A 21,179-nucleotide genomic window follows, 5' to 3' on the forward strand; every position below is an offset into this window, starting at 1 on the left:
ACACCCCTCAGAAATCGGTGGAGAGACCCTCGTGGGCACGGGACTGCGCGGGCACGGCGCCGGCGGGGACGTAGTCCGCCTCGACGGTGTGGGTGGCGTCCAGTTTGGCGGGCCGGTAGTAGTCGCTGCCCTTCTTCCAGTACCAGAGCATCGGGATCACCCCGGCGGCGAGTCCGCCGATGCCGATCGTGACCGCGGCCCGGCTGAGCTCGCCCAGCGACTCGATGAAGATCCAGAACATGAACAGGGCGCCCAGCAGCGGCCACAGGCCGCCGAAGAAGAAGTTGGCGGCGGACTTCAGCAGCATCTTGCGGTAGGCGACGACGGCCGCGAGGCCCGCCAGACCGTAGTAGACGGCGATCTGCAGTCCGATCGCCGAGATCGCGTCGGAGAGGATGTCGCCCACCGAGCCGAGCGCGTTGGAGGCGATGAACATCACCAGCGCCACCGCGCCGACCACGACGATGGCGACCCAGGGCGTGTTCCACTCGCGGTGCACCTTGCCCAGCGCGGACGGCATCGTACGGTCGCGGCCCATCGCGAACAGCGAACGTGTGACCTGGATCAGCGTGGTCTCCAGCGTGGCGATGGTGGACAGCATCACCGCGACGATCAGCAGCTTGCCGCCCCAGCCCGGCCAGATCTCCTCGCCCAGCACCGCGAGCACATTGGCCTCGTTCTCCCGGACCTGTGTCGAGGACAGCACGACGTTCACCGCGATGGTGAACACCTCGAACAGCAGGAAGACGATGCCGACCCCGATCAGGCCCGCGAGTCCGGTCGTACGACGGCTGTTGCGGGTCTCCTCGCTGAGGTTGCTGGTCACGTCCCAGCCCCAGTAGTAGAACGCGGCGATCAGCGCACCGGACGCGAAGCCGGCCATGCCGTCGAACTGGCCGAAACCGAACCAGGACCAGTCGAAGGCGCGGGCGTTGTCCGTGTGGAAGAAGGCCAGGACCGCGAACAGGGCCAGTATCGCGAGTTCGACGCCGGACATGAGGAGCTGGGCGCGGACGGTGAGCCGGGCGCCGCCGAGCACGACCAGCAGCATGGCCACGAACCAGGCGGCGCCGACGACTGTGGACAGCGCGGTGTCGTCGGCGAGGCCCTCGTCGAACAGGGCGAGCGTCATCGAACCGGCCGGCAGCGAACCGGCCACCATGAAGATGGTCGCCGACACCACCAGCGCCCAGCCGCTGAGAAAGCCCAGGAACGGGTGGAGAGTTCGCCCCACCCATGAGTAACTGGCGCCCGCGTTCACGTCGATGCGGCTGAGATAGCTGAACGCCAGCGCGATGCCCAGCATCGGGATCGCGCAGTACAGGAGTGCGGCCGGGCTGGCGAGACCCACGGCGCCGACGAGGACGGCGGTGGTGGCGGCGATCGAGTAGGCCGGAGCGCTTCCCGCGACCGCCATCACCACTGTGTCGAACGTGCCGAGGGCGTTGGCCTGCAACCCTCTGCCCCTGCTGTTGCTCATGCTGAAGCTGCTTTCCGTCGTGCACGACGCGAGGACGACCAGGCCTCGACGGCGTAAGGGGTGGGGGGTGGAACCCGCCTCGGACCGAAGAGGGATGGCCTCGGCCAGTGGCGGCACATTGGGGGGCGGCGGACACCGTTCAGCGTCGCGTCGGCAGACGGTCACACACCGTGTGTGCGAGTGATGATAGCCCTACCGGATCCCCTTTCAAGATTGACCGGAGGGTAACCTCCCGCATCCAACTCCGCCGCAGGTCAGGGGCTTTGTCGAGGCTCGGTGACGGAAAACCGTGGTGCGGAAGGGCAGATCGGGAAGCGCGGATCGGGACACCGAAGAGGACCGAGACGAGGACCGAGTCGGCGTCTGGGCGCCGGGTTCCTTCAGTCCCCGATGCGGTCGATCTGGCGGAGTTTGTTCGTGGCGTCGAGGGCGGCGACCTTGTAGGACTCCGCGAGCGTCGGGTAGTTGAACACCGCGTCGACGAGATAGTCGACCGTGCCGCCGCAGCCCATCACGGACTGGCCGATGTGGATGAGTTCGGTGGCGCCCGTGCCGAAGCAGTGCACGCCGAGCAGCGTGCGGTCCTCGGGGGAGACCAGCAGTTTCAGCATGCCGTGCGAGTCGCCGATGATCTGTCCGCGGGCCAGTTCGCGGTAGCGGGAGATACCGACCTCGAAGGGCACGCTGTCCTCGGTGAGTTGATCCTCCGTCCGCCCCACGAAGCTGATCTCGGGGATGGTGTAGATGCCGATCGGCTGGAGGTGGTGCATCCGCCCGACGGTCTCCCCGCAGGCGTGGTAGGCCGCCGAGCGGCCCTGCTCCATCGAGGTCGCGGCCAGCGCCGGGAAGCCGATGACATCGCCGACGGCGTAGATGTGCGGCACCTCGGTGCGGTAGAACTCGTCGACCGTGATCCGGCCCCGGCGGTCCGCCGCCAGCCCCGCCTTGTCGAGATCGAGGTCGTCGGTGAGCCCCTGTCGGCCCGCCGAGTACATCACCGCGTCGGCGGGGATCTTCTTGCCGCTCTCCAAAATGGTGAGCGTGCCCCGGGGGTGCCGCTCGACCGCGGCCACCGTCTCCCCGAACCGGAACGTCACGGCGAGGTCCCGCAGGTGGTACTTGAGCGACTCGATCACCTCGACATCGCACATGTCGAGCATCCCGGCCCGTTTCTCGACCACGGTGATCTTGCTGCCGAGCGCGGCGAACATGGACGCGTACTCCATGCCGATGACCCCCGCGCCCACGATGACCATGGACCGCGGAACGTGTTCCAGGGCGAGGACGTTGTCCGAATCCAGGATCGTCCGCTCGTCGAACTCGACGGTGTCCGGCCGGGCGGGCCGGGTGCCGGTGGCGATGACGATGTGCTCGGCGCTGAGCAGACGTTCATGGCCGGTCACCTCGCGCAGGGCGACGGTGTGGGCGTCGACGAAACGGCCGGTTCCGGCGTAGAGGGCGACGTGGTTGCGGGAGAGCTGGCTGCGGATGACGTCGACCTCCCGGCCGACCACGTGCTGGGTGCGGGCGGTCAGGTCGGCGACGGTGATGTCCTCCTTCAGCCGGTAGCTCTGCCCGTACAGATCGCGCTGGGTGAGACCGGTGAGGTAGAGCACCGCCTCGCGCAGCGTCTTGGAGGGAATGGTGCCGGTGTGGATGGAGACCCCGCCGACCATGTCGGGGCGGTCGATGATGGCCACTCGGCGGCCCAGCTTGGCCGCTGCGATGGCGGCCTTCTGGCCACCCGGACCGGATCCGATGACAAGCATGTCGAAGTCGGGCACCTTCCGCAGTCTGGCAGTACGAGGGCCCGATTCGAAAGGGTGAACCGGCAGACACCGTGCAAGGGTTGGCTCGCCGCGCGACACTGGTGTCATGGGTCATCGACTCGGTGACGCGAGCGCACCCGCCCGGCTGGCCGGCCCCGACGAGGGCATCGGCCCGGACGAACTCGCCCTCGCCACCCGCAACCACGGACTGCCGCTCGAAGCCCTGCGCCACGACCTCACCCCGCCGGGCCTGCACTACGTGCTGACGCACTACGACATCCCCTACGTCCCCGACGACACCGCCTGGCAGCTCACCGTCGGCGGCCTGGTCCGCCGCCCGCTGCGCCTGGACCTGGCCGACCTGCGGGCGTTCCCCCAGGTCACCACCCGGGTGACGCTGGAGTGCGCCGGCAACGGGCGGGCCCTGCTGACGCCCCGGCCGGTGAGCCAGCCCTGGCTCGTCGAAGCGGTCGGCACCGCCGAGTGGACCGGTGTGCCGCTGCGGCTGCTGCTGGCGGAGGCCGGCCTCGAGCCCGGCGCCGTCGACGTGGTCTTCACCGGCGCCGATCACGGGGTGGAGCGCGGGGTCGAGCAGGACTACCAGCGCTCCCTGCCCGTCGAGGCCGCCACGGGCAGCGAGCCCGAGGTGCTGGTGGCGTACGCGATGAACGGTGCCCCGCTGCCGCCGCAGCACGGCCGTCCGCTGCGGCTGGTGGTGCCCGGCTGGTACGGCATGGCCCAGGTGAAGTGGCTGCGCGACGTGACCGTCGTCGACGAGCCGTTCACCGGGTTCCAGCAGGCCGTCGCCTACCGCCTGCGGGAGCGCCCCGAGGACCCGGGCGAACCCGTCACGCGCATCGCGCCGCGCGCCCTGCTGGTGCCGCCGGGCTTCCCGGACTTCATGTCACGGACCCGGGTGGTGCGGCCGGGCGAGGTCCCGCTGGAGGGGCGCGCCTGGTCCGGGCGGGCGCCGGTGACCCGGGTCGAGGTGAGCGCGGACGCCGGACGCACCTGGCACGAGACCGCACTGGAGCCGGACGGCGGGCACCGCTGGGCGTGGCGCCGCTGGTGTCTCACCTGGACGGCGACGCCCGGCGAGCACCTGCTGAGCGCGCGGGCCACCGACGCCGCGGGACACACCCAGCCACTGGACCAGCCTTGGAACCGGGGCGGGTTCGCCAACAACCTCGTACAGCGGGTTCCGGTGCTCTGCCTGGACGAGGACGCACCGGACTGACGGGCCCGGCCGAAAAGCACCGGGCCCGGACAAGGACGGAGCCAGAGCCGCTCCGCCGGACAGGCGCTACGGCAGCAGCTTCTCCATGGCGGCCGGTCCCTCGGCCTCCAGCTTGCGCTTGGCCCACTCCAGGTTGCGTGGGGTGAGGTCCCTGCCTGTGGCAAGCACCAGGTCCTCGGGTGACACCTCGGTGCCGGTGCGGGTGTGGAGCAGGGCGTCCGGGGTGGTGCGGTCCTCGGACGGCCCGGACGCGTCGGGCTGTGACGTCGGCATGATCTCTGCTCCTCGGGTCGTCATCGGGTCCGATATCACCATTCACCCGGGGAGCGCCGCGTGCATCCGGAGCGGCCGCGCCCGGGATGCCGAGGTGATCGTGCGGGCGTGTAATGGGGGTAGCGAACAAAGGTCCAGGACATGTCACCCACCCGAGGTACCGCAGGGGACGAGGGGACCGCAGCCCTGGGGGCACTGCGACGGCTGGGCCAGTGGTGCGCCCGGCACTTCGTGATCGTCATCGTGGCCTGGCTGGTCGCCCTGGTCGCTCTGCAGGTCCTGAACCGGTCCGTCGGCGGGGAGTACGAGGACAACTTCTCGCTGCCCGACGTGCAGTCCCAACAGGGCCTGGACGTCCTGAAGAAGCACGATCCGGCGGCGGGCGGCTACAGCAGCCAGATCGTCGTGCACGACGGCGGCAAGGCCCTCACCTCGCTGGACTCCCAGATGTCGACGACGGTGGGTGACCTGCAGAAGCTCCCGCACGTCCTGGCCGTCCAGAACCCGCTGACCGCCACCGCCTCGCCCGTCGGGCCGCTGTCCTCCGACGCGAAGACGGCGTACATCACGGTCCGCTTCGACGTACAGCCCTCCACCCTGGGTGACGACTACCTGCACGGGGTGGACACATCGGTGCAGCCGCTGCGGTCGGCCGGCGCCGACGTCGAGTACGGCGGACCGCTCGGCGAGCTGGCGCGGCCCGCCGCCGACGACCGGGTGAGCGAGTTGATCGGTTTCGCGGTGGCGATCGTCGTCCTGCTCGTCGGCTTCGGCAGTGTGATCGCCGCGGGTCTGCCTCTGCTGACCGCGTTGATCAGTGTGATCGGTGGGCTCGCCTGCCTCGGACTGCTCGCCGCCGCGTTCACCTTCGCGACCGTCTCGCCGACCCTGGCCACGATGATCGGACTGGGCGTCGGCATCGACTACGCGCTGTTCCTGATCACCCGTCATCGCCAGCTCCTGATGAACGGCGCCGACCCGGTCACCGCCGCGGGCCGGGCCACCGCGACCAGCGGCCGTGCCGTGCTCGTCTCCGGCTGCACCGTCATCGTCGCGCTCGCGGGCCTGTCCGCCTCCGGTGTGGGGTTCATCAGCAAACTCGGTGTCGCCGCCGCCGTGACGGTCGTCTCCGCCGTGCTCGGCGCGCTCACCCTGGTCCCGGCCATGCTCGGGCTGATCGGCACCCGTATCGACCGCTACCGGGTGCGCCGCCCCGTCGCCGAGACCGACGCCGAGGAGGGTGCCGAGCCGCACGGCACCTGGCACCGTTACGCGCTCCGCGTGGAGCACCACCCGCTGCGCTATCTGGCCGCGGGCGTGGCAACCGTCGCCGTCCTCGCCATCCCGCTGTTCTCCATCCAGCTCGGCCACATCGGCGACGGCGCGGACCCCACCTCCTTCACCGACCGGCGCGCCTACGACCTGATGACCGACGCGTTCGGCCCCGGCTCCAACGGCCCGCTCACCGTCGTCATCGACCAGACCTCCGTACCGGACTCCAGCCGCTCCGATCTCACCTCACAGGCCCAGAAGACCCTCGACGGCGTCGCCGGCGCGGCCACCGTCACCCCGCTGACGCCCACCGAGGACGGCGACGTCCTGATCGGCACGGTCTACTCCAAGACGTCCCCGCAGAGCGCCGCCACCACGGACCTGACCAACCGCCTGATCGACGACACCCTGCCCGCCGCGGTCTCCGGCACCGATGCCCAGGGCTATGTCACCGGCACGACCGCGGCCCAGGTCGACTTCCGCGACATCGTCTCCAGCCGACTGCCCCTGATCATCGGCGTCGTGGTCGCGCTGGCCTTCCTGATCATCCTCGCGGTCTTCCGCGGTCTGCTCGTCGCGATCAAGGCGGCCGTCCTCAACGTCCTGTCGATCGCCGCTTCCTACGGTGTCGTCGTCGCCGTCTTCCAGTGGGGCTGGGGCGGTCCGGCGCTGGGAGTGGCCGGCAAGGTGCCCATCGAGAGCTATGTCCCGATGATGATGTTCGCGATCATCTTCGGGCTGAGCATGGACTACGAGATCTTCCTGCTGTCCCGGGTGCACGAGGCCTGGCTGCGTACCGGGGACGCCAAGGCGTCGGTCGCCCATGCGCTGGAGATCACCGCGAGGGTCATCACCTGCGCGGCGCTGATCATGGTGAGCGTCTTCGCGGCGTTCATCGTCAGCGACAACATCGTGGTCAAGATGCTCGGCCTGGGGCTCGCCGTGAGCGTGCTGATCGACGCGACCGTCGTCCGACTGCTCATGGTGCCGGCGGTCATGACGCTGCTGGGCCGGCACGCCTGGTGGACGCCGAGGTGGCTGGACCGGATCCTGCCGCACATCGACGCCGAAGGGGAGCACGAACAGGTCAGGCAGGGCTGAGGACGAGCATCGTCACATCGTCCAGGACGGTCCCGTACCCCCTCAGGTCGCGCCACACGTGACGCACCATGACCGCGGGATCGTCATCGGCGAACCCGGGGAGCCGGTCGAGCAGCGGATAGAAGGCACCGTCGGTGCCCCGTGCCTCGGAGACACCGTCGGACGCGAGAAAGAGCCGGTCACCCGCGCGCAACGGCACCGTGACCCCCACCGCCGGGCCGGCCCCGGAAAGACCCAGCCCCAGCGGCACGCCCGCCGTCACCTCCAGCTCCGCCACCCGCCCGTCGCGCAACAGCAGCGGCGCCGGATGCCCGCACACCACGATCCGCACGGCCCGCGCGTCGGCGGAGAACTCCAGCACCACGGCCGTGGCGAACAGCTCGGCGTGCGGCACGTCCGCGGAGTCCACCACCAGCCTGCGGTCGAGCCGCGCCGCCACCGATTCCGGGTCCGGCTCGTCCAGCACCGCCTCGCGGAACGCGCCCAGCAGTGAGGCGACCGTCGCGACGGCCGACAGCCCGTGCCCCTGCACATCGCCCATCACCGCACGCACACCGTGCGGGCCCAGCCGCACGTCGAAGAAGTCACCACCGACGAGCGTGCCCCGCTGCGCCGCCCGGTACAGCCCCGCACACCCCACCGGCCCCACCCGCTCCGGCAGCGGCGGCACCACGGCCCGCTGGGCGGCCTCGGCGACCGCCCGTTCGGTGACCAGCTGGGCGTCCCGCCGGCTCCGAACGTAGGACACCAGCACGCTCAGCGCGGCGACGAAGGCGACGGTCAGCAGATCGGTGGTGCCGGGATCGTTGAGCCGGAACGCCGGGATGACCAGCACGCCCACGACGAGGGCGCCGAGCAGCGCGGTGCCGACGGGGCCGTAGGACAGTACGGCCAGCGGGGGGATGGCGCCCAGCAGGAAGCCGATGTCGAGGGGGTCGGGGCTGGCCAGGGTCGCCGCGCACACCCCCGCGAGCAGGGCGGGGGGCAGCACTCGCACCCAGCCGGGCGGCGGCGCGCCGTGCAACCAGCCGCGCCGGTCCCGGTGGTCCCGTATGACCTGCGCCTTTCCCACGCCTCTACGGTCCTCCGACCCGGTGCGCCGCGCACGCCGGGAAATTCGCTGGACGCCCGCCCGCAGGAGCTTCTAGCGTGAGCGCGTCACGCCCCGAGACCGACGGAAGGAGGCGAGTGCCGTGCAGTACACCGACATCCCGCGCTCCCTTCCCGTCGCCCCCGGCGTGCGTCTTTGAGCTTCCCGGGAGCGCTCCACGCAGCATCCCGGAGGAATCCATGACCGGAACGGTCATACGCCAGCTCGACGACAGCACCGCCCATGAGTTCGACTCCCTGCCCGACCCGCTCGGTGTGCGCGCCGCGCACCCGCTGACCCGGCACCGCCCCGACTGGCAGCGCGTGGCGCTGCGCGACGGCCGGATCGTCGCCAGGGCCGCCTGGTGGGGTGGCCCCGACGACACCGCACCGCTCTGCGTCGACCGGCTCGACATGGCCGACGGCGAGACGGAGGCGGCCGCGGAACTCCTGCGCTCGGCGCCCTGGCAGGTCGACATCGACTTCAGCCTGCCGCCCGGCTGGCGCGAGGACCCGGCCCTGCGCAGCGCCGTCGAGGCCCGCTTCACCGCCGCACGGGCGGCCGGGTACGAGCTTCTGGTCAAACGCTTCAACTACCGCTGGACCCCCGCATGCGGGTTGCCCGAACGGCCCGGACGTCTGGTCTTCAGTGCCGAACCCGACGACGCCGTCTTCTTCGACGCGCTGCGCCGCATCCACTCCGCCACCCTGGACGCCCACGCGCTCAAGGCCCTCGAGGAGGGCGGCGTCGACAAGGCGGCACAGGAGGAGCTCGACTTCTTCCGCTGGTGCCCGTCGCCGCGCGAGTGGTGGCAGGTCGCGCACACGCCGGAAGGAGAGCTGGCGGGGATCCACATCCCGGCCCGCAACCACCAGGCCCCGATCGTCGGCTTCATCGGCGTCGTGCCCGAACAGCGCGGACACGGCTACGCCTACGACCTTCTGACCGAGTGCACCCACCACCTCGTCGCGCAGGGCGCCGAGTTCATCGTCGCCGCTACGGACCAGGGCAATGTCCCGATGGCCGCGCACTTCGCCAAGGCCGGCTATCCGGTCACACGCGAACGCGTCAACTTCCATCTGCCGGCGGACGCGCGGTAGGCCCGGGCGCCGCTGTCAGTGCCGGATGGCAAGGTGTCCACGAGAGTCGGCACCGGGTGACGGAGGCGTAGTGGGGTTCGACGGCCAGGTGTGGCATCTGCACAGCGGCGACGTCCCGGTCGGGGAGATCCTGATCGACGAGGCCGACTTCCCCTGGCTGTCGGGCCGCTTCACGGCCGCTCCGGCCTTCGACACCCTGCGGGAGCTGTTCGCCCGCGAACTCGCCCTGACCGAGGACCTGGGGGAGGAATGGGAGCGGGTCTACGACGAGGTCCGGCGACGCGTGTCCCTGACCTCGCCGGAAGGCCCGGTCCCCGAATTCCTGCTGCACATCGAGGGCGACCGGGCCTGGTTCCGCTGGAGTGACAAACCCTTCGACGAATAGGTGCCCTCCCTGCGATCTTGGGTGGCCGAGCCCCATGGAGGAGACCTGTATGCAGAGCGCCGCGGACTTGATCGCAGACACCTACGAACTGGGTGCCGGGCCCTGGACGACGACGCCGGTCGCCCGCGGCGCCCTGGGGCAGATCTGGAAGCTGACCGGGAACGGCACCTCGTGGGCGGTGAAGGAACTGATCTTCGGCGGCAGCGAGGAGAAGTTCCAGTACGAGATCGCCCTGCGTGACGCCACGCAAGATCTGGGGATCTCCGCACCACGGCTCCTGCCCAACCGCGACGGCCTGCACGTCTCGCAGCTCGACGGGTCCGCCGTGAAGCTCTACGACTGGGTCACCGGACCCCAGGCGGACCCCGCCGACCCGGACATCCTGAGCTGGTGCGGCCGGACCCTTGCCCTCCTCCACCGGGCGGGCCGGGGCGCGACGGGCACCCCGCACCTCTGGTACGAGGAGTGCCCCCAGGACACCGACTGGGAGGTGCTCCACAAGGAGGTCCGCCGGGCCGGGATGCCGTGGGCCGACGAGCTCGGCCGGTTCATCGACACCAGGGCGCCCGAACTCGCACGGTACGTCTCCCGGTCCGGCCCCGGTGAGCTGGTGGTGTCGCATCTCGACATGCAGCCGCAGAACGTCCTGGTCGGCCCGGCCGGCCCGACCCTCCTGGACTGGGACAACGCCGGGCCGATCGCGGCGGACCGCGAACTCGCCCGTGTCCTGTACGTCTGGGCGGGCGGCAACGACTTCACCGCCGGATCCGCGCGTCGGCTCGTGCGGGCGTACGTGGAGGCCGGCGGCCGTGCGACGGTCAAGGGCCTGGAATCGTTCTCGATGCTGTTCGCGACGGATCTGAACTTCGTCAAGGTGCAGGCCGAGGGCGCGATCGAGCCGAACGCGACCACCGCACAACGCGAGTTCGCGAGCAGGAAGGTCGTCGACACGCTGGCGAGCCTGCCGGATCCGGCCGCCGTTTCCCGGCTGACGGAGGCGGTCGAGAGCGAGTGGTGAGCGGTGTCAGCCGCCCAGCAGAGCCTCCGCCGTCGCCAGGATCTCCGTGACCCGCAGCCCGAACGTGGCGTCGCAGGGATGCGGACGGCCGCCGCGCGCGGCGGCGAGCAGCGCGTCCGCGGCCCGTTCGAGCGCGGGAACCGCACCGTCCGGGCTGCGCGGGAGGAGCGTCACCCCGCTCTCGCCGCGCAGTTCGACCGCCGCACCCGCCGCCGCGGGCGGCGCCGTCAGGCTCAGCGTCAGCGTGCTGGACGCGCCACCGGTGTGGTGGAGGACCAGGTGCACGGTGTCCGCGGGACCGTGCACGGCCGCGGCCACCTCCCGTACGTCGCCCAGGACCGGCAGCAGTACCGACAGGGCGTGCGGTCCCACGTCCCACAGGGCGCCCTTCTCCCGCCGCCACGGCGAGGCCCCGAACGGACTGTCCGTGGTGAAGACCGCGCCGAGCCACTCGGCCCGCGCGGTGAACCAGCCCTCGACGGCGGCCTGTTCGGTGATCCACTCCTCGGTCACGCTCTGGAAACGGGTCGTGAAGAAGACGACCGAGGCGACTCCCGCCTCCTGGACCGCCGCCACCACGGCCCGGCCCTCGTCGACCGTCGGCGCGAGCGGCTTGTCCAGCAGCAGATGGCAGCCCGCCCGCGCCGCCCGCACCGCCAGACCGGCCTGGACGTCGGGCGGCAGCGCCACCGCGACGGCGTCCACGTCGGCGAACAGCGCGTCGACGTCGTCGTAGGCACGGGTGCCGAAGCGGCCCGCCAATTCCTTGGCGGCCTCCGGTCGACGGCCCCACACCCCGACGAAATCCAGCTCGCGGTGCCGGCTCAGGGCGGGCGCGTGCGCCCCCTCGGCCCATGAGCCCGTGCCGAGCAGTCCGATGCGCATGCCCCCGCCTTTCCACACCCCGAAGGTCCAGCCCGAGAGTGCCACACGCACCTGAGGGCCGCGCAACCGGAATGCGGGGAAAGATCGATGACATGCCCGGGCCTGGCGCCGGAGCGTCCGGAAACGTCGCAGACCGCCCGGTTGCGAGCAGTGGCGTGGCCAGGGTCCGCCCGATGCATGATGGGGACGTGGGCGTGGGTGCGGACACAGAACGGGGCAGTCGGTGACGGGCAGAACGGCGGGAGTCCGGGCGGGGCGCCCGCGAGCGACCTCACGGGCCGCACTGGAGCGCCTCGGCTTCGAGTTGTTCGACCGGCAGGGCTTCGACGCCACGACGGTCGACGACATCGCGGCCGCCGCCGGCATCGGGCGCCGCACCTACTTCCGCTACTTCGCGTCCAAGAACGACCTCGTGTGGGGCGACTTCGAGGAGCAACTGGTCAGACTGGAGGAGCTGTTGGCGGCCACCGATCCGGCCGTCCCGATGATGGACGCGCTGCGCGGCGCCGTCGTCGAGTTCAACCGGTTCGACCCGGCGGTGGTGCCCTGGCACCGGCAGCGCATGGCCCTCATCCTGCGGGTGCCCGCGCTCCAGGCCGACTCGGCGGTGCGCTACACCTCGTGGCGGGCGCTGGTCACGGAGTTCGCCGCACGACGTACCGGACTGGCGCCCTCGGACCTGCTGCCCCGGCTGATCGGGCACGCGGCGCTGGCCGCATGCGTGACCGCGTACGAGCACTGGCTGACTCAGGAGACGGCGAACCTGAGCGACCTCCTGGACCAGGCCGTGCGACAGCTCGCCGCGGGCTTCGACAAGCCCGACCCCGCCGTGCTCCGGGGCGGCGCCGGGCAGGGAGAACACCCCCGGTGATTCAGTCCTCGCGCTGCTGAATACGTTCGCGTTCTTCTATTGGACCTGCGGGCCGAGGCGGGTTCAGGCTGGTGTGCGACCGGTGCGGTGCAACCGCTTGCCGGCGCCCATCGTCCCGCGACAGCCCGGAAGAGGTCACGAGCCCATGCACACGCGACGCATCGGTGATGTCGAGGTCAGTGCGATCGGTCTGGGCGGTATGCCCATGTCGATCGAGGGGCGGCCGGACGAGGTCCGTTCGCTCGCCACGCTGCACGCCGCCCTCGACGCGGGCGTGACGCTGATCGACACCGCGGACGCCTACCACCGCGACGCCGACGAGGTCGGCCACAACGAGTCCCTGATCGCCAAGGCGCTCTCCTCCCACGACCGGGGCGCCGATGTCCTGGTCGCCACCAAGGGCGGCCATCTGCGCCCCGGTGACGGGAGCTGGACCCTGGACGGCAGCCCGCGGTACCTCAAGGAGGCCTGCGAGGCGTCCCTGCGCCGGCTCGGTGTGGAGGCCATCGGGCTCTACCAGTTCCACCGCCCCGATCCGCGGGTGCCGTACGCGGACTCGGTCGGCGCCGTGCGGGACCTGCTGGACGAGGGCAAGATCCGCCTGGCGGGCATCTCCAACGCGAACCCGGAGCAGATCCGGCAGGCCCAGGACATCCTCGGCGGACGGCTCGTCTCCGTGCAGAACCAGTTCTCCCCGGCCTTCCGCTCCAGCGAGCCCGAGCTGCGCCTGTGCGACGAGCTCGGCATCGCGTTCCTGCCCTGGAGCCCCCTCGGCGGCATCTCCCGGGCCCGTGAACTGGGCTCCGCCTACGCGCCGTTCGCCCGGATCGCCGAGGAGTACGGGGTGAGCCCGCAGCGTGTGTGCCTGGCCTGGATGCTCGCCAAGTCGCCGGTCGTCGTACCGATCCCGGGCGCGAGCCGCCCGGAGACGATCCTCGACTCGGTCGCCGCGGCCGACCTGGTCCTGACGGCGGACGAGATCGCCGTGCTGGATGCGGTGTAATCCGGCACACCCCGGGGAGTAAGCGCTTGCTGAAAGCCCCATGATCCGAACGCCCGGAAGGAACCGCCACCAATGGCCTCGCCGTTGGAGAGACCGCTCGACCACCGCTACCGGGGCGAGCATCCCGTCCGTACCCTCGCCTACCTGTTCCGTGCCGACCGCCGCCGCCTCGCCGCGGCGGTCGGCATCTTCGCCGTCAAGCACAGCCCCGTCTGGCTGCTGCCGCTGATCACCGCGACCATCATCGACACCGTCGTCGAGCACCGGGCGATCACCGAACTCTGGCTCAGCACCGGGATCATCCTGCTGATCCTGCTCGTCAACTACCCGCTGCACATCCTCTACGTCCGTCTCCTGTACGGCAGCGTGCGCCGTATGGGCACCTCGCTGCGCTCCGCGCTCTGCATCCGTATGCAGCAGCTGTCCATCGGCTACCACTCCCGCGTCAGCGCCGGAGTGCTGCAGGCCAAGGTGGTGCGGGACGTGGAGACCGTCGAGCAGATGGTGCAGCAGACCGCGGAGACCGGGCTCGGGGCGGGCACCGTGCTCATCGGCGGCCTCGTCATCATCGGCATCCGCACACCGGAGTTCCTGCCGGTCTTCCTCGTCGTCGTCCCCGCCGCCGCCCTCGTAGTGGCCCGCCTCCGCGCCCGGCTGCGCACCCACAACGAGCACTTCCGGCACGAGGTCGAGACCCTGTCCTCCCGTGTGACCGAGATGACCCGTCTCATCCCGGTCACCCGCGCCCACGGCCTGGAGGGCAAGGCGCTGCGCCGCATGGACGGCACCCTGCACCGGCTGCTCACCTCCGGGATGCGCCTCGACCTCGTCAACGGCCGCTTCGGCTCGCTGGCCTGGGTGGTGCTCAACGTGGTCGGCGTGCTGGTCCTCGCCGGTGCGGCGCTGGTGTCGTACTACGACGTCTGGGGTGTCACCGCCGGCGACGTCGTCATGCTCAGCGCGTTCCTGACCACGCTCACCAACTCCACGACCACGTTGGCGGGTCTCGCCCCGGTCATCACCAAGGGCCTGGAGTCCGTCCGCTCGGTCGGCGAGGTGCTCCAGGCGCCCGAACTGGAGGACAACGAGGGCAAGTCGGAGGTTTCCGAGGTGCGCGGGGCCGTGGCCTTCGAGCAGGTCGGCCACGTCTACGGGGACGGCGAGCGGCCCGCCGTGCACGACTTCAGCCTCTCCGTGCGGCCGGGGGAGACCATCGCCCTCGTCGGCGCGTCCGGGGCGGGCAAGTCCACTGTCCTCAACCTCGTCATCGGCTTCATCCGCCCGACCTCGGGCCGGCTGCTGCTCGACGGCACCGACATGAACACCCTCGACCTGCGCACCTACCGGCGGTTCGTCTCGGTCGTGCCGCAGGAGTCGATCCTCTTCGACGGTACGATCCGGGAGAACGTCGCCTACGGCATGGAGGACGAGGCCGACGAGGGTGCGGTGCGCACGGCGCTGCGGGACGCCAACGCGCTGGAGTTCGTGGAGCAGCTGCCGCAGGGCCTGGACACCCTCGTCGGCGAGCGTGGCGCCCGGCTGTCCGGCGGGCAGCGCCAGCGCCTCGCCATCGCCCGCGCCCTGATCAGGAACCCCAGGGTGCTGGTGCTCGACGAGGCGACCTCCGCCCTCGACACCCGCTCCGAGGCCCTGGTGCAGCAGGCGCTCGCCCGGCTGCTGCGCGGACGGACCACGTTCGTGGTGGCGCACCGGCTGTCCACCGTGCGGGGCGCCGACCGGATCGTGGTCATGGGCGACGGCCGCGTCCAGGAGATCGGCACGCACGACGAACTCCTGCGCCGCGGAGGGGCGTACACGGCGCTGCACAGCGGGCAGGTCGCCTGACGGCACCGCACCCGTCAGGCGGCGCTGCTCCGTGGGACGCGGTGCGGGCAGGCCGCGTCGTGCTCGGTGCCGCAGCTCGTCCACCAGCGTTCGCAGCACGCGGCGTCGAGCTCGGTGCGCACGACCTCGTCGTCCGTACCGGGCCCGACGCCCCGAAGTCGCCGTACGGCCGCCGGCGCACGGGGTTCGGCCTCGCGGACGACGGCGACCAGGGGGACGAGGCTCGCGGCGGCGAAGAGACCCGCGGCCCACCAGGGGCCGTGGCGGAACTCGTGGACCGTGGTCAGGGCGACTCCGGAGCTTGTGCTGACGTAGAGCGCGCAGAGCAGGCGCTGGGGGCAGTTCATGGGCGTACACCGTTCGTGCGTCCGTGCTGAGGGGCTGCCCCCTGTTCAACTGCCCTCGGCCCCGGGGGAAGCGGGTCGGTGCCGTACCCGCCGAAACGTCACTCCTGTGGGTTTCGTACTGGTGGGATTCGAGCGTCAGTCGGGTGCCCGGCGACAGGATCTCGTCAATCGCGAGCCGGAGAGCGGGAGATGAGATTGGCCTCCCCCTGCCCGGGCATACGCAGCGGAAAATCGAGAGAGGGGCTCTCCGTGCTCGTTCCGGATCCGAAGGTCGTCAGAAGGCTGCTGACGCGGTACGCATCGCTGCGGATCGCCGACGCGGAGCGGGGCAACCCGGTGACGACAAGGGAGTTGGAAGATGTCAGCTACACACTCTGCGTCATGATGGGCACCACCGGCATCCGCGACGCGGTCGCGAAGGCGGACGCCCTGCTCCTCGGCGTGGGCCGGACGGCGTCCACGGTGGAGGAACCGGCGGGACGCGGCGACCTGTTGGCCGTGTGAGACCTCGTCGGCACCAGGTCCGCAGGCTCAGACGCGCGCTGCCGGGGAACCCGACTTCCCGTGGAAGGCCGAGCGATAGCCCTGCGGACTGGTGCCGACCACCCGGCGGAACCGCTCGCGGAACGCGGTCGGTGAACCGAACCCCGCCTGCTGCGCGATCCGTTCGATCGGGTGGTCGCTGCTCTCCAGCAGGTACTGGGCGCGCCGCACCCGCGCCCGCAGCAGCCACTGCAGCGGTGTGGTGCCCGTCTGCTCGCGGAACCGGCGGCTGAAGGTCCGCTCGCTCATCCCCGACCGGGACGCCAGCGCGCCCAGGGTGATCTCCCGGGCCAGATTGTCCTCGATCCACTCCAGGACCGGTTCGAGCGTCGAGCCGCGCGGCACGGGCGGATGGTCGTGGACGATGAACTGGGCCTGTCCGCCCTCCCGTTCGAGAGGCATGACGGACATCCGGGCCGCGTCCGCGGCGACCGCCGAGCCGAAGTCGCGGCGGATCATGTGCAGACACATGTCGAGGCCCGCGGCGGCACCGGCCGAGGTGAGGATCTGCCCGTTGTCGACATAGAGGACGTCCGGCTCCACCCGTACGTCCGGAAAGCGGCGCGCCAGCTCCTGCGCGGCCACCCAGTGCGTGGTGGCGCGCAGCCCGTCCAGCAGCCCGGCCTCGGCCAGCACGAAGGCGCCCACGCACACCGAGGCGATCCGGGTGCCCGCCGCGGCCGCCTGGCGCAGCGCCTCCAGAACAGGCGCGGGCGTCGGTCCGGCCGCCGGGGAGCAGCCCGGCACGACGACGGTGTCCGCGTCCGCCAGCGCCTCCAGCCCGCGCTCGACGCGCAGCGAGAAGCCGCCGTCGGCCCGTACCTCCGGCGACGCGGAGCACAGCCGGATCCGGTACGCGGGGCGGCCGTCGGGCAGCCGTGTCCAGTCGAAGACCTGCATGGGCGCCGCCATGTCGAACGGCACCACCTGGTCGAGAGCCAGGATCGCCACGGTGTGCATGAACGACACGATAGGCGGATTCCCGCCAGCCCCACCAGAGCGGCCCGAGAGAAGGAGAGCAGGTCGGGGCGGTTGGCGGGAATCCGTCGGAAGCTGTCGTTTCAGCCTCTGGGCGACGCGGTACGGAGATCCCTAGCGTGGGCGGCCGAACACCTCCGAACCACCCTGGACGCCACCCCATGACGAAGTTCCTGCTGTCCCTCCATGTCCTGGCCGCCATCGTCGCCATCGGCCCCGTGACCGTCGCGGCCAGCATGTTCCCGCCCGCCGTGCGCCGCGCGGACCCCTCCGGGACGGCGGCGGACACCGTCGCCCTCCTGCACCGCATCTGCCGGGTCTACGCCCGCTTCGGTGTGGCCGTGCCCGTGTTCGGCCTCGCCACCGCCGTCGCGATGGGTGTCCTGGGCGACGCCTGGCTCATCACCTCCATCACCCTGACCGCCGTGGCCGCCGGGATCCTGGTCGCCTTCGTGCTGCCCCGTCAGGAGGAGCTTCTCGAGGAGCTGGGCGTCCGGCAGACGGTCGAGCGCGCCCACACCGTCCAACTCGCCATGTTCACCGGGATCTTCAACCTGCTGTGGGCCACGGTCACCGTTCTGATGATCGTCCGCCCCGGTTCCACGACGGGAGCCTGAGTCAAGCCGAACGGTGGAATTCACCCCGCAGGGTGCAGGGGCGCCTAGACTCGGCAGCTGCGCCCATACATATGGGCCATGTCACGAAAGGCACGTTGACGGGTGTTCCAGGATTCCCCCATCTATGACCGACTCATCGCGGAGCGCGGCGACGTTCCCACTCAGGTTCGCAGGGAGGCCGAGCGAGTCAGCAGGGAACTGGAGTTCGTCATGCAGCCCCTCCGCTCCATGGACCGCTCCCACTACGGAGAACTGCCCTCCGCGCCGCCCGCCCCGCAGTGGCAGCGGGCGGCCCTGCCCGGACCCGGGCAGCGGTGAGGCTCAGGGGACCACGGTGTTCCTGCCATTGACACGCCCCGCATCGTCCGGCACGGGCCGGGCCAGCCACTCGGCGATCGAGCGGGCGATCGGCTGACCCGTCTCCACCTCGACGAAGCCGAACTGGCCCGACTGATTGCACTCCAGGAACCACCACGTCCCGTCGGCGTCCTCGGCGAAGTCGAAGGCGCCGTAAGCCAGTTCGGCGTCGCGGATGTACGCACGCACCCCCTCGGCGACCCGTGGCGGCACGTCGGTGGGGCGCCACGGAGAGGCGGGGGAGGCGAAACGGACGTCCACCTCGTCGTCCTCCGCGGTCGTCTTGCGTGCGGCCAGCATCCGGTCGCCCACCACCGTGAGCCGTATGTCCGCCCGCTTGGCGACCCGCCGCTGAAGCAGCGTGGGACCGAAGGCGACGGCGGCGAAGTCCGTGTCCGGTGTGACCCGGCTGGTCGGTACCGCCCTCGGCGGGTCCTGCGGATGCGCCCCGGAGACCGGTTTGACCACCAGGTCCGGATAGCGCGCGGAGAACTCGCGGGCGGCCTGCGGAAAGGTCGTGATCAGCGTGGCCGGCACGGGCAGCCCGCAGCGCTGGGCGTGCCGCAGCTGCCAGGGCTTGTGCCGGGCCCGGCGAGAGGCGTCGGGGTGGTTCATCCAGCGCGCCCCCGAACTGCGGAGCATCCCGTACAGCGCCTGTGACGACTCCTCGGTCAGCCATCCGGACGGCTCGGCAGCCCGGGTGGCCGCGGTGCCCGGCCGGCGCACCCAGACGGACCGCAGCCCGTTGATGCTCACCAGCCGGCCCCCCGACGACAGATGGCCCCTAAAGGCGCCGTGCACGTACTCGCCCGACAGCGCGACCCCCTCGGTCAGGTCGGCGGGGTCGAGACGGACCACCGGAACCCCCGTCGTATTGAGGTGGACGACCACCATGTCGGCGGTGACGTCCTCCTCACAGGTCAGAATCAACACGGTCATAAGAGCCTGCCCGTGTTCAGTCGTCGAAGTGCGTCTTCGACCCCGCGGTCGAGGTCGTGGTCCCGAACTCTCTCAGCAGCGCGTGGTCGTGGGCGGCGATCCGCCCGTCCGAGAGCACGTTCAACTGCAGTCCGGTGTCGTAGGCGTACGGAGCGGTGACCTCCGACTCCGCTGCCGGACGTGCGTAGTTGAGCGCGAACGGTTGCATCGTCTCTCCCTCGTGGGTCCTGCGCCGATCCAGCGATGGTCACCTTGCGCCGTCGCTCGGGCCGCCGACTCCCGTCGGCTTCCTGAGACTTATACGAATCGAACGGGTGATTGGTTTCCTTACGCTGCGTAGTTATTGGCGGTTCATGGTCCGGACAATGGGGGAGACGTGGGTGAACTCAGACAGGTTCACTGCCCGAGTGCCTGCGCATTGTGCGCAACGCGAGCAGCAGGACGCCGATGTCGTCGAGGTACACGGGGTCGGGCACCAGGTCGGCCGGCAGGAAGAAGTACGCGAGAGCTCCCCAGAAGACCCAGCGCGGGCCGGTCGGAAGTCCGGCCTGCCGCAGACCTCGCCGGGCCCGGACCAGCCGGACGAACACCGCGACGGCAACGGCGAGGACGACCGCCGCGAGGAGCACGGCGACAGCGATCCATCGGGTGGTGGTGTCCAACGGCCCTCCTCGGTCCGGTGCGCACGCGAAACGCGCGCGAATAATCGGATTCCCGCTCGGGGCGCCGGTATTGCCTGTCAGGGCCAAACCGGTGCACTCGAACACCAGTGGGAGTGGCGGGGTGGGGGCGTCGAAGCGGGAGTCATACCTGTGGCGCACCCGAGTGGCGCCCACGGCGCGGACGCCCGGTAATGGTCACCGTAAGGTCGCGTGTCGCGCGTCGGGGACGCAACAGCGGCCGCATCCCCTCGCTTGGAGAGCCGCGCATGACCACTAGCTCGTCAACCCCGCAGTCGAACGATCCCGCCATACCCGCGACGGAGATCACCGGCTCCCTGAGCCCGGCGCCCGTCGTCGCGGGGAGCGGTTCGGCTTACGGCGATCCGGTGGACGGCCTGGTGCGTGCCGCCGTGGCCGACCGGCCGCTGGAAGAGGTGGCCCAGCTCATCACGCTGCTCGAACAGTCTCCCCTGTACGCACGCGCCACGGTCGACGCGCTCCGTGCGGTCGGCGGGAACCGGTCCGTGGACGACGTCACCCGGCTGGTCGTGCTGCTCACCCGGCCGCCGCGGGACGTGGCGAGCGCGGACGAGGCGATCCGTGCCGCGGCCGAGACCCGCCCGGTCGAGGACGTGACCCGGCTGATGGCCCTGCTGCAACAGGCACCGCTCGAGCCGCACTGCGGGCAGGAGGCGGTCAGGGCGGCCGCCACCGGCCGGTCCGTCGAGGAACTCGTGGAGCTGATCGGCCGACTGGCCGAGGAGCGCAAGGGAGCCCCTCCGCCGCAGACCACGGAAGCGGCCCCGCCGGCGAACGACGTGGACGACGCCGACCAGGACCGGAACCCGGCGGACCTCCGCGGCCTCGTGCGCCGCCGGCCCGCCGGACCTCCCGGCCGGCCCGCCCGCCTCACCGCGGTGGCCCTACTCCTGTGCGCCGCCGCCCATTTCCCGGTGCACCAGGACGGGGTGTCCCTGCGCCGCTACGGCCTCGTCCTCGGCCTGGCCGGTCTGTGCCTGCTGCTCGGTCTGCTGGTGACCGTGCGCCCGGTGGTGCCGGTACTGGCCGGAGCGGTCCTGGTGCCGGCGGCCCTGGCCGCGGGCCAGCTGTACGCGAGCCGGTTCGACTCGGGCCGGCTGTCCGCAGCCCTCGACCTCACGCTCGCACCGGCCTGGCTCGCCGGGCTCGCCGCCGTCTGCGCGGCACTCGCGGCGCTGACCGCCCTGGTTGTCCGGCTGGCCTCGCACACACCGAGGCGGAGCGCGGCGGACCGCCTGCTGGCGGAGTGATCGCGCGGCGGGCGCTGCGGCCGACGGTGATCAGACCGCCGTCGACCCTCGACTTGATACTCAGTATCAGTCCGATATACAGTCTTCTCATAAGACTTCAGCTCGAAGAGAAGAGCTT

22 protein-coding genes are annotated in these 21,179 nt (G+C 71.1%); 12 read left to right on the forward strand and 10 right to left on the reverse strand.

The window, feature by feature from the left end; genetic code table 11:
• Positions 1-7: 7 nt before the first annotated feature.
• Positions 8-1,480: an APC family permease gene (locus tag ACWD3I_RS39395; RefSeq protein ID WP_365404802.1), complete on the reverse strand. Its 1,473-nt coding sequence runs from the start codon at positions 1,478-1,480 to the stop codon at positions 8-10.
• 380 nt (positions 1,481-1,860) lie between these two features.
• Positions 1,861-3,264 (reverse strand): Si-specific NAD(P)(+) transhydrogenase, encoded by a 1,404-nt coding sequence (gene sthA / locus ACWD3I_RS39400; protein WP_365404805.1) that lies wholly within the window; start codon positions 3,262-3,264, stop codon positions 1,861-1,863.
• A gap of 91 nt (positions 3,265-3,355) precedes the next feature.
• On the opposite strand from sthA, the gene ACWD3I_RS39405 reads away from it, so the two are divergent.
• Positions 3,356-4,486 (forward strand): sulfite oxidase, encoded by a 1,131-nt coding sequence (locus tag ACWD3I_RS39405; RefSeq protein ID WP_365404808.1) that lies wholly within the window; start codon positions 3,356-3,358, stop codon positions 4,484-4,486.
• A 66-nt stretch (positions 4,487-4,552) separates the two neighbouring features.
• On the opposite strand, the gene ACWD3I_RS39410 is transcribed toward ACWD3I_RS39405, so the two are convergent.
• A complete protein-coding gene (locus tag ACWD3I_RS39410; RefSeq protein ID WP_365404811.1) occupies positions 4,553-4,759 on the reverse strand; it encodes a hypothetical protein in 207 nt (68 codons plus the stop codon).
• A gap of 141 nt (positions 4,760-4,900) precedes the next feature.
• On the opposite strand from ACWD3I_RS39410, the gene ACWD3I_RS39415 reads away from it, so the two are divergent.
• Positions 4,901-7,132 (forward strand): MMPL family transporter, encoded by a 2,232-nt coding sequence (locus ACWD3I_RS39415; protein ID WP_365404814.1) that lies wholly within the window; start codon positions 4,901-4,903, stop codon positions 7,130-7,132.
• Here ACWD3I_RS39415 and ACWD3I_RS39420 read toward each other — a convergent pair.
• A complete protein-coding gene (locus tag ACWD3I_RS39420; RefSeq protein WP_365404817.1) occupies positions 7,119-8,204 on the reverse strand; it encodes a PP2C family protein-serine/threonine phosphatase in 1,086 nt (361 codons plus the stop codon). The two genes, ACWD3I_RS39415 and ACWD3I_RS39420, sit on opposite strands and share 14 nt — an antisense overlap.
• Positions 8,205-8,422: 218 nt before the next feature.
• Between ACWD3I_RS39420 and ACWD3I_RS39425 the strand changes: the two genes are divergently transcribed.
• The 3 genes from ACWD3I_RS39425 (at position 8,423) to ACWD3I_RS39435 (ending at position 10,725) form a co-directional block, all read left to right on the forward strand.
• Positions 8,423-9,322, forward strand: a complete 900-nt coding sequence (locus ACWD3I_RS39425) for a GNAT family N-acetyltransferase (RefSeq protein ID WP_365404820.1) — start codon at positions 8,423-8,425, stop codon at positions 9,320-9,322.
• Positions 9,323-9,392: 70 nt separating this feature from the next.
• Positions 9,393-9,707 (forward strand): hypothetical protein, encoded by a 315-nt coding sequence (locus ACWD3I_RS39430; protein ID WP_365404823.1) that lies wholly within the window; start codon positions 9,393-9,395, stop codon positions 9,705-9,707.
• Positions 9,708-9,756: 49 nt separating this feature from the next.
• Positions 9,757-10,725 (forward strand): phosphotransferase enzyme family protein, encoded by a 969-nt coding sequence (locus ACWD3I_RS39435; protein ID WP_365404826.1) that lies wholly within the window; start codon positions 9,757-9,759, stop codon positions 10,723-10,725.
• Between the two features lie 6 nt (positions 10,726-10,731).
• Here the strand turns inward: ACWD3I_RS39435 and ACWD3I_RS39440 are convergent, their stop codons facing one another.
• Positions 10,732-11,610 (reverse strand): Gfo/Idh/MocA family protein, encoded by an 879-nt coding sequence (locus ACWD3I_RS39440; RefSeq protein ID WP_365404829.1) that lies wholly within the window; start codon positions 11,608-11,610, stop codon positions 10,732-10,734.
• Positions 11,611-11,833: 223 nt separating this feature from the next.
• Between ACWD3I_RS39440 and mftR the strand changes: the two genes are divergently transcribed.
• From mftR to ACWD3I_RS39455, 3 genes are all read left to right on the forward strand, one after another.
• Entirely contained in the window at positions 11,834-12,481 is a 648-nt protein-coding gene (gene mftR, locus ACWD3I_RS39445) for a mycofactocin system transcriptional regulator (protein WP_365404832.1), read from the forward strand.
• Between the two features lie 145 nt (positions 12,482-12,626).
• On the forward strand, positions 12,627-13,484 hold the full coding sequence (locus tag ACWD3I_RS39450; protein ID WP_365404835.1) for an aldo/keto reductase: 858 nt from the start codon (positions 12,627-12,629) through the stop codon (positions 13,482-13,484).
• A gap of 72 nt (positions 13,485-13,556) precedes the next feature.
• A complete protein-coding gene (locus ACWD3I_RS39455) occupies positions 13,557-15,329 on the forward strand; it encodes an ABC transporter ATP-binding protein (RefSeq protein WP_365404838.1) in 1,773 nt (590 codons plus the stop codon).
• A 14-nt stretch (positions 15,330-15,343) separates the two neighbouring features.
• On the opposite strand, the gene ACWD3I_RS39460 is transcribed toward ACWD3I_RS39455, so the two are convergent.
• Positions 15,344-15,676: a hypothetical protein gene (locus ACWD3I_RS39460; protein ID WP_365404841.1), complete on the reverse strand. Its 333-nt coding sequence runs from the start codon at positions 15,674-15,676 to the stop codon at positions 15,344-15,346.
• 249 nt (positions 15,677-15,925) lie between these two features.
• Here ACWD3I_RS39460 and ACWD3I_RS39465 point away from each other — a divergent pair, with 249 nt between their 5' ends.
• The gene (locus ACWD3I_RS39465; RefSeq protein ID WP_365404844.1) at positions 15,926-16,180 is read left to right on the forward strand and encodes a DUF5133 domain-containing protein; all 255 of its coding nucleotides are present in this window, start codon (positions 15,926-15,928) and stop codon (positions 16,178-16,180) included.
• 27 nt (positions 16,181-16,207) lie between these two features.
• On the opposite strand, the gene ACWD3I_RS39470 is transcribed toward ACWD3I_RS39465, so the two are convergent.
• On the reverse strand, positions 16,208-17,179 hold the full coding sequence (locus tag ACWD3I_RS39470; RefSeq protein ID WP_365404847.1) for a GlxA family transcriptional regulator: 972 nt from the start codon (positions 17,177-17,179) through the stop codon (positions 16,208-16,210).
• A 179-nt stretch (positions 17,180-17,358) separates the two neighbouring features.
• Between ACWD3I_RS39470 and ACWD3I_RS39475 the strand changes: the two genes are divergently transcribed.
• On the forward strand, positions 17,359-17,814 hold the full coding sequence (locus tag ACWD3I_RS39475; RefSeq protein ID WP_365404850.1) for a hypothetical protein: 456 nt from the start codon (positions 17,359-17,361) through the stop codon (positions 17,812-17,814).
• A 102-nt stretch (positions 17,815-17,916) separates the two neighbouring features.
• Entirely contained in the window at positions 17,917-18,132 is a 216-nt protein-coding gene (locus ACWD3I_RS39480; RefSeq protein WP_046258246.1) for a hypothetical protein, read from the forward strand.
• A 3-nt stretch (positions 18,133-18,135) separates the two neighbouring features.
• On the opposite strand, the gene tgmB is transcribed toward ACWD3I_RS39480, so the two are convergent.
• The 3 genes from tgmB to ACWD3I_RS39495 all read right to left on the reverse strand — a co-directional run bounded on the left by tgmB (position 18,136) and on the right by ACWD3I_RS39495 (position 19,772).
• The gene (gene tgmB, locus ACWD3I_RS39485) at positions 18,136-19,110 is read right to left on the reverse strand and encodes an ATP-grasp ribosomal peptide maturase (RefSeq protein ID WP_365404854.1); all 975 of its coding nucleotides are present in this window, start codon (positions 19,108-19,110) and stop codon (positions 18,136-18,138) included.
• 16 nt (positions 19,111-19,126) lie between these two features.
• Positions 19,127-19,318: a putative ATP-grasp-modified RiPP gene (tgmA, locus tag ACWD3I_RS39490; RefSeq protein WP_046258248.1), complete on the reverse strand. Its 192-nt coding sequence runs from the start codon at positions 19,316-19,318 to the stop codon at positions 19,127-19,129.
• Between the two features lie 178 nt (positions 19,319-19,496).
• Positions 19,497-19,772, reverse strand: a complete 276-nt coding sequence (locus ACWD3I_RS39495) for a YkvA family protein (protein WP_365404857.1) — start codon at positions 19,770-19,772, stop codon at positions 19,497-19,499.
• Between the two features lie 266 nt (positions 19,773-20,038).
• Between ACWD3I_RS39495 and ACWD3I_RS39500 the strand changes: the two genes are divergently transcribed.
• On the forward strand, positions 20,039-21,061 hold the full coding sequence (locus tag ACWD3I_RS39500) for a hypothetical protein (RefSeq protein WP_365404860.1): 1,023 nt from the start codon (positions 20,039-20,041) through the stop codon (positions 21,059-21,061).
• Positions 21,062-21,179 lie beyond the last annotated feature (118 nt).

The sequence above is a fragment of the Streptomyces sp. NPDC002817 genome, from assembly GCF_053592055.1.

Excerpts from the sequence above, each read along its gene's own strand:
- ACWD3I_RS39405 (WP_365404808.1), top strand. The coding sequence starts at position 3,356 with ATGGGTCATCGACTCGGTGACGCGAGCGCACCCGCCCGGCTGGCCGGC.
- ACWD3I_RS39450 (WP_365404835.1), top strand. The coding sequence starts at position 12,627 with ATGCACACGCGACGCATCGGTGATGTCGAGGTCAGTGCGATCGGTCTG.
- ACWD3I_RS39410 (WP_365404811.1), bottom strand. The coding sequence starts at position 4,759 with ATGCCGACGTCACAGCCCGACGCGTCCGGGCCGTCCGAGGACCGCACC.
- ACWD3I_RS39460 (WP_365404841.1), bottom strand. The coding sequence starts at position 15,676 with ATGAACTGCCCCCAGCGCCTGCTCTGCGCGCTCTACGTCAGCACAAGC.
- ACWD3I_RS39395 (WP_365404802.1), bottom strand. The coding sequence starts at position 1,480 with ATGAGCAACAGCAGGGGCAGAGGGTTGCAGGCCAACGCCCTCGGCACG.
- ACWD3I_RS39440 (WP_365404829.1), bottom strand. The coding sequence starts at position 11,610 with ATGCGCATCGGACTGCTCGGCACGGGCTCATGGGCCGAGGGGGCGCAC.
- ACWD3I_RS39500 (WP_365404860.1), top strand. The coding sequence starts at position 20,039 with ATGACCACTAGCTCGTCAACCCCGCAGTCGAACGATCCCGCCATACCC.
- ACWD3I_RS39415 (WP_365404814.1), top strand. The coding sequence starts at position 4,901 with ATGTCACCCACCCGAGGTACCGCAGGGGACGAGGGGACCGCAGCCCTG.
- ACWD3I_RS39475 (WP_365404850.1), top strand. The coding sequence starts at position 17,359 with ATGACGAAGTTCCTGCTGTCCCTCCATGTCCTGGCCGCCATCGTCGCC.
- ACWD3I_RS39470 (WP_365404847.1), bottom strand. The coding sequence starts at position 17,179 with ATGCACACCGTGGCGATCCTGGCTCTCGACCAGGTGGTGCCGTTCGAC.
- ACWD3I_RS39425 (WP_365404820.1), top strand. The coding sequence starts at position 8,423 with ATGACCGGAACGGTCATACGCCAGCTCGACGACAGCACCGCCCATGAG.
- tgmB (WP_365404854.1), bottom strand. The coding sequence starts at position 19,110 with ATGACCGTGTTGATTCTGACCTGTGAGGAGGACGTCACCGCCGACATG.
- ACWD3I_RS39435 (WP_365404826.1), top strand. The coding sequence starts at position 9,757 with ATGCAGAGCGCCGCGGACTTGATCGCAGACACCTACGAACTGGGTGCC.
- tgmA (WP_046258248.1), bottom strand. The coding sequence starts at position 19,318 with ATGCAACCGTTCGCGCTCAACTACGCACGTCCGGCAGCGGAGTCGGAG.
- ACWD3I_RS39455 (WP_365404838.1), top strand. The coding sequence starts at position 13,557 with ATGGCCTCGCCGTTGGAGAGACCGCTCGACCACCGCTACCGGGGCGAG.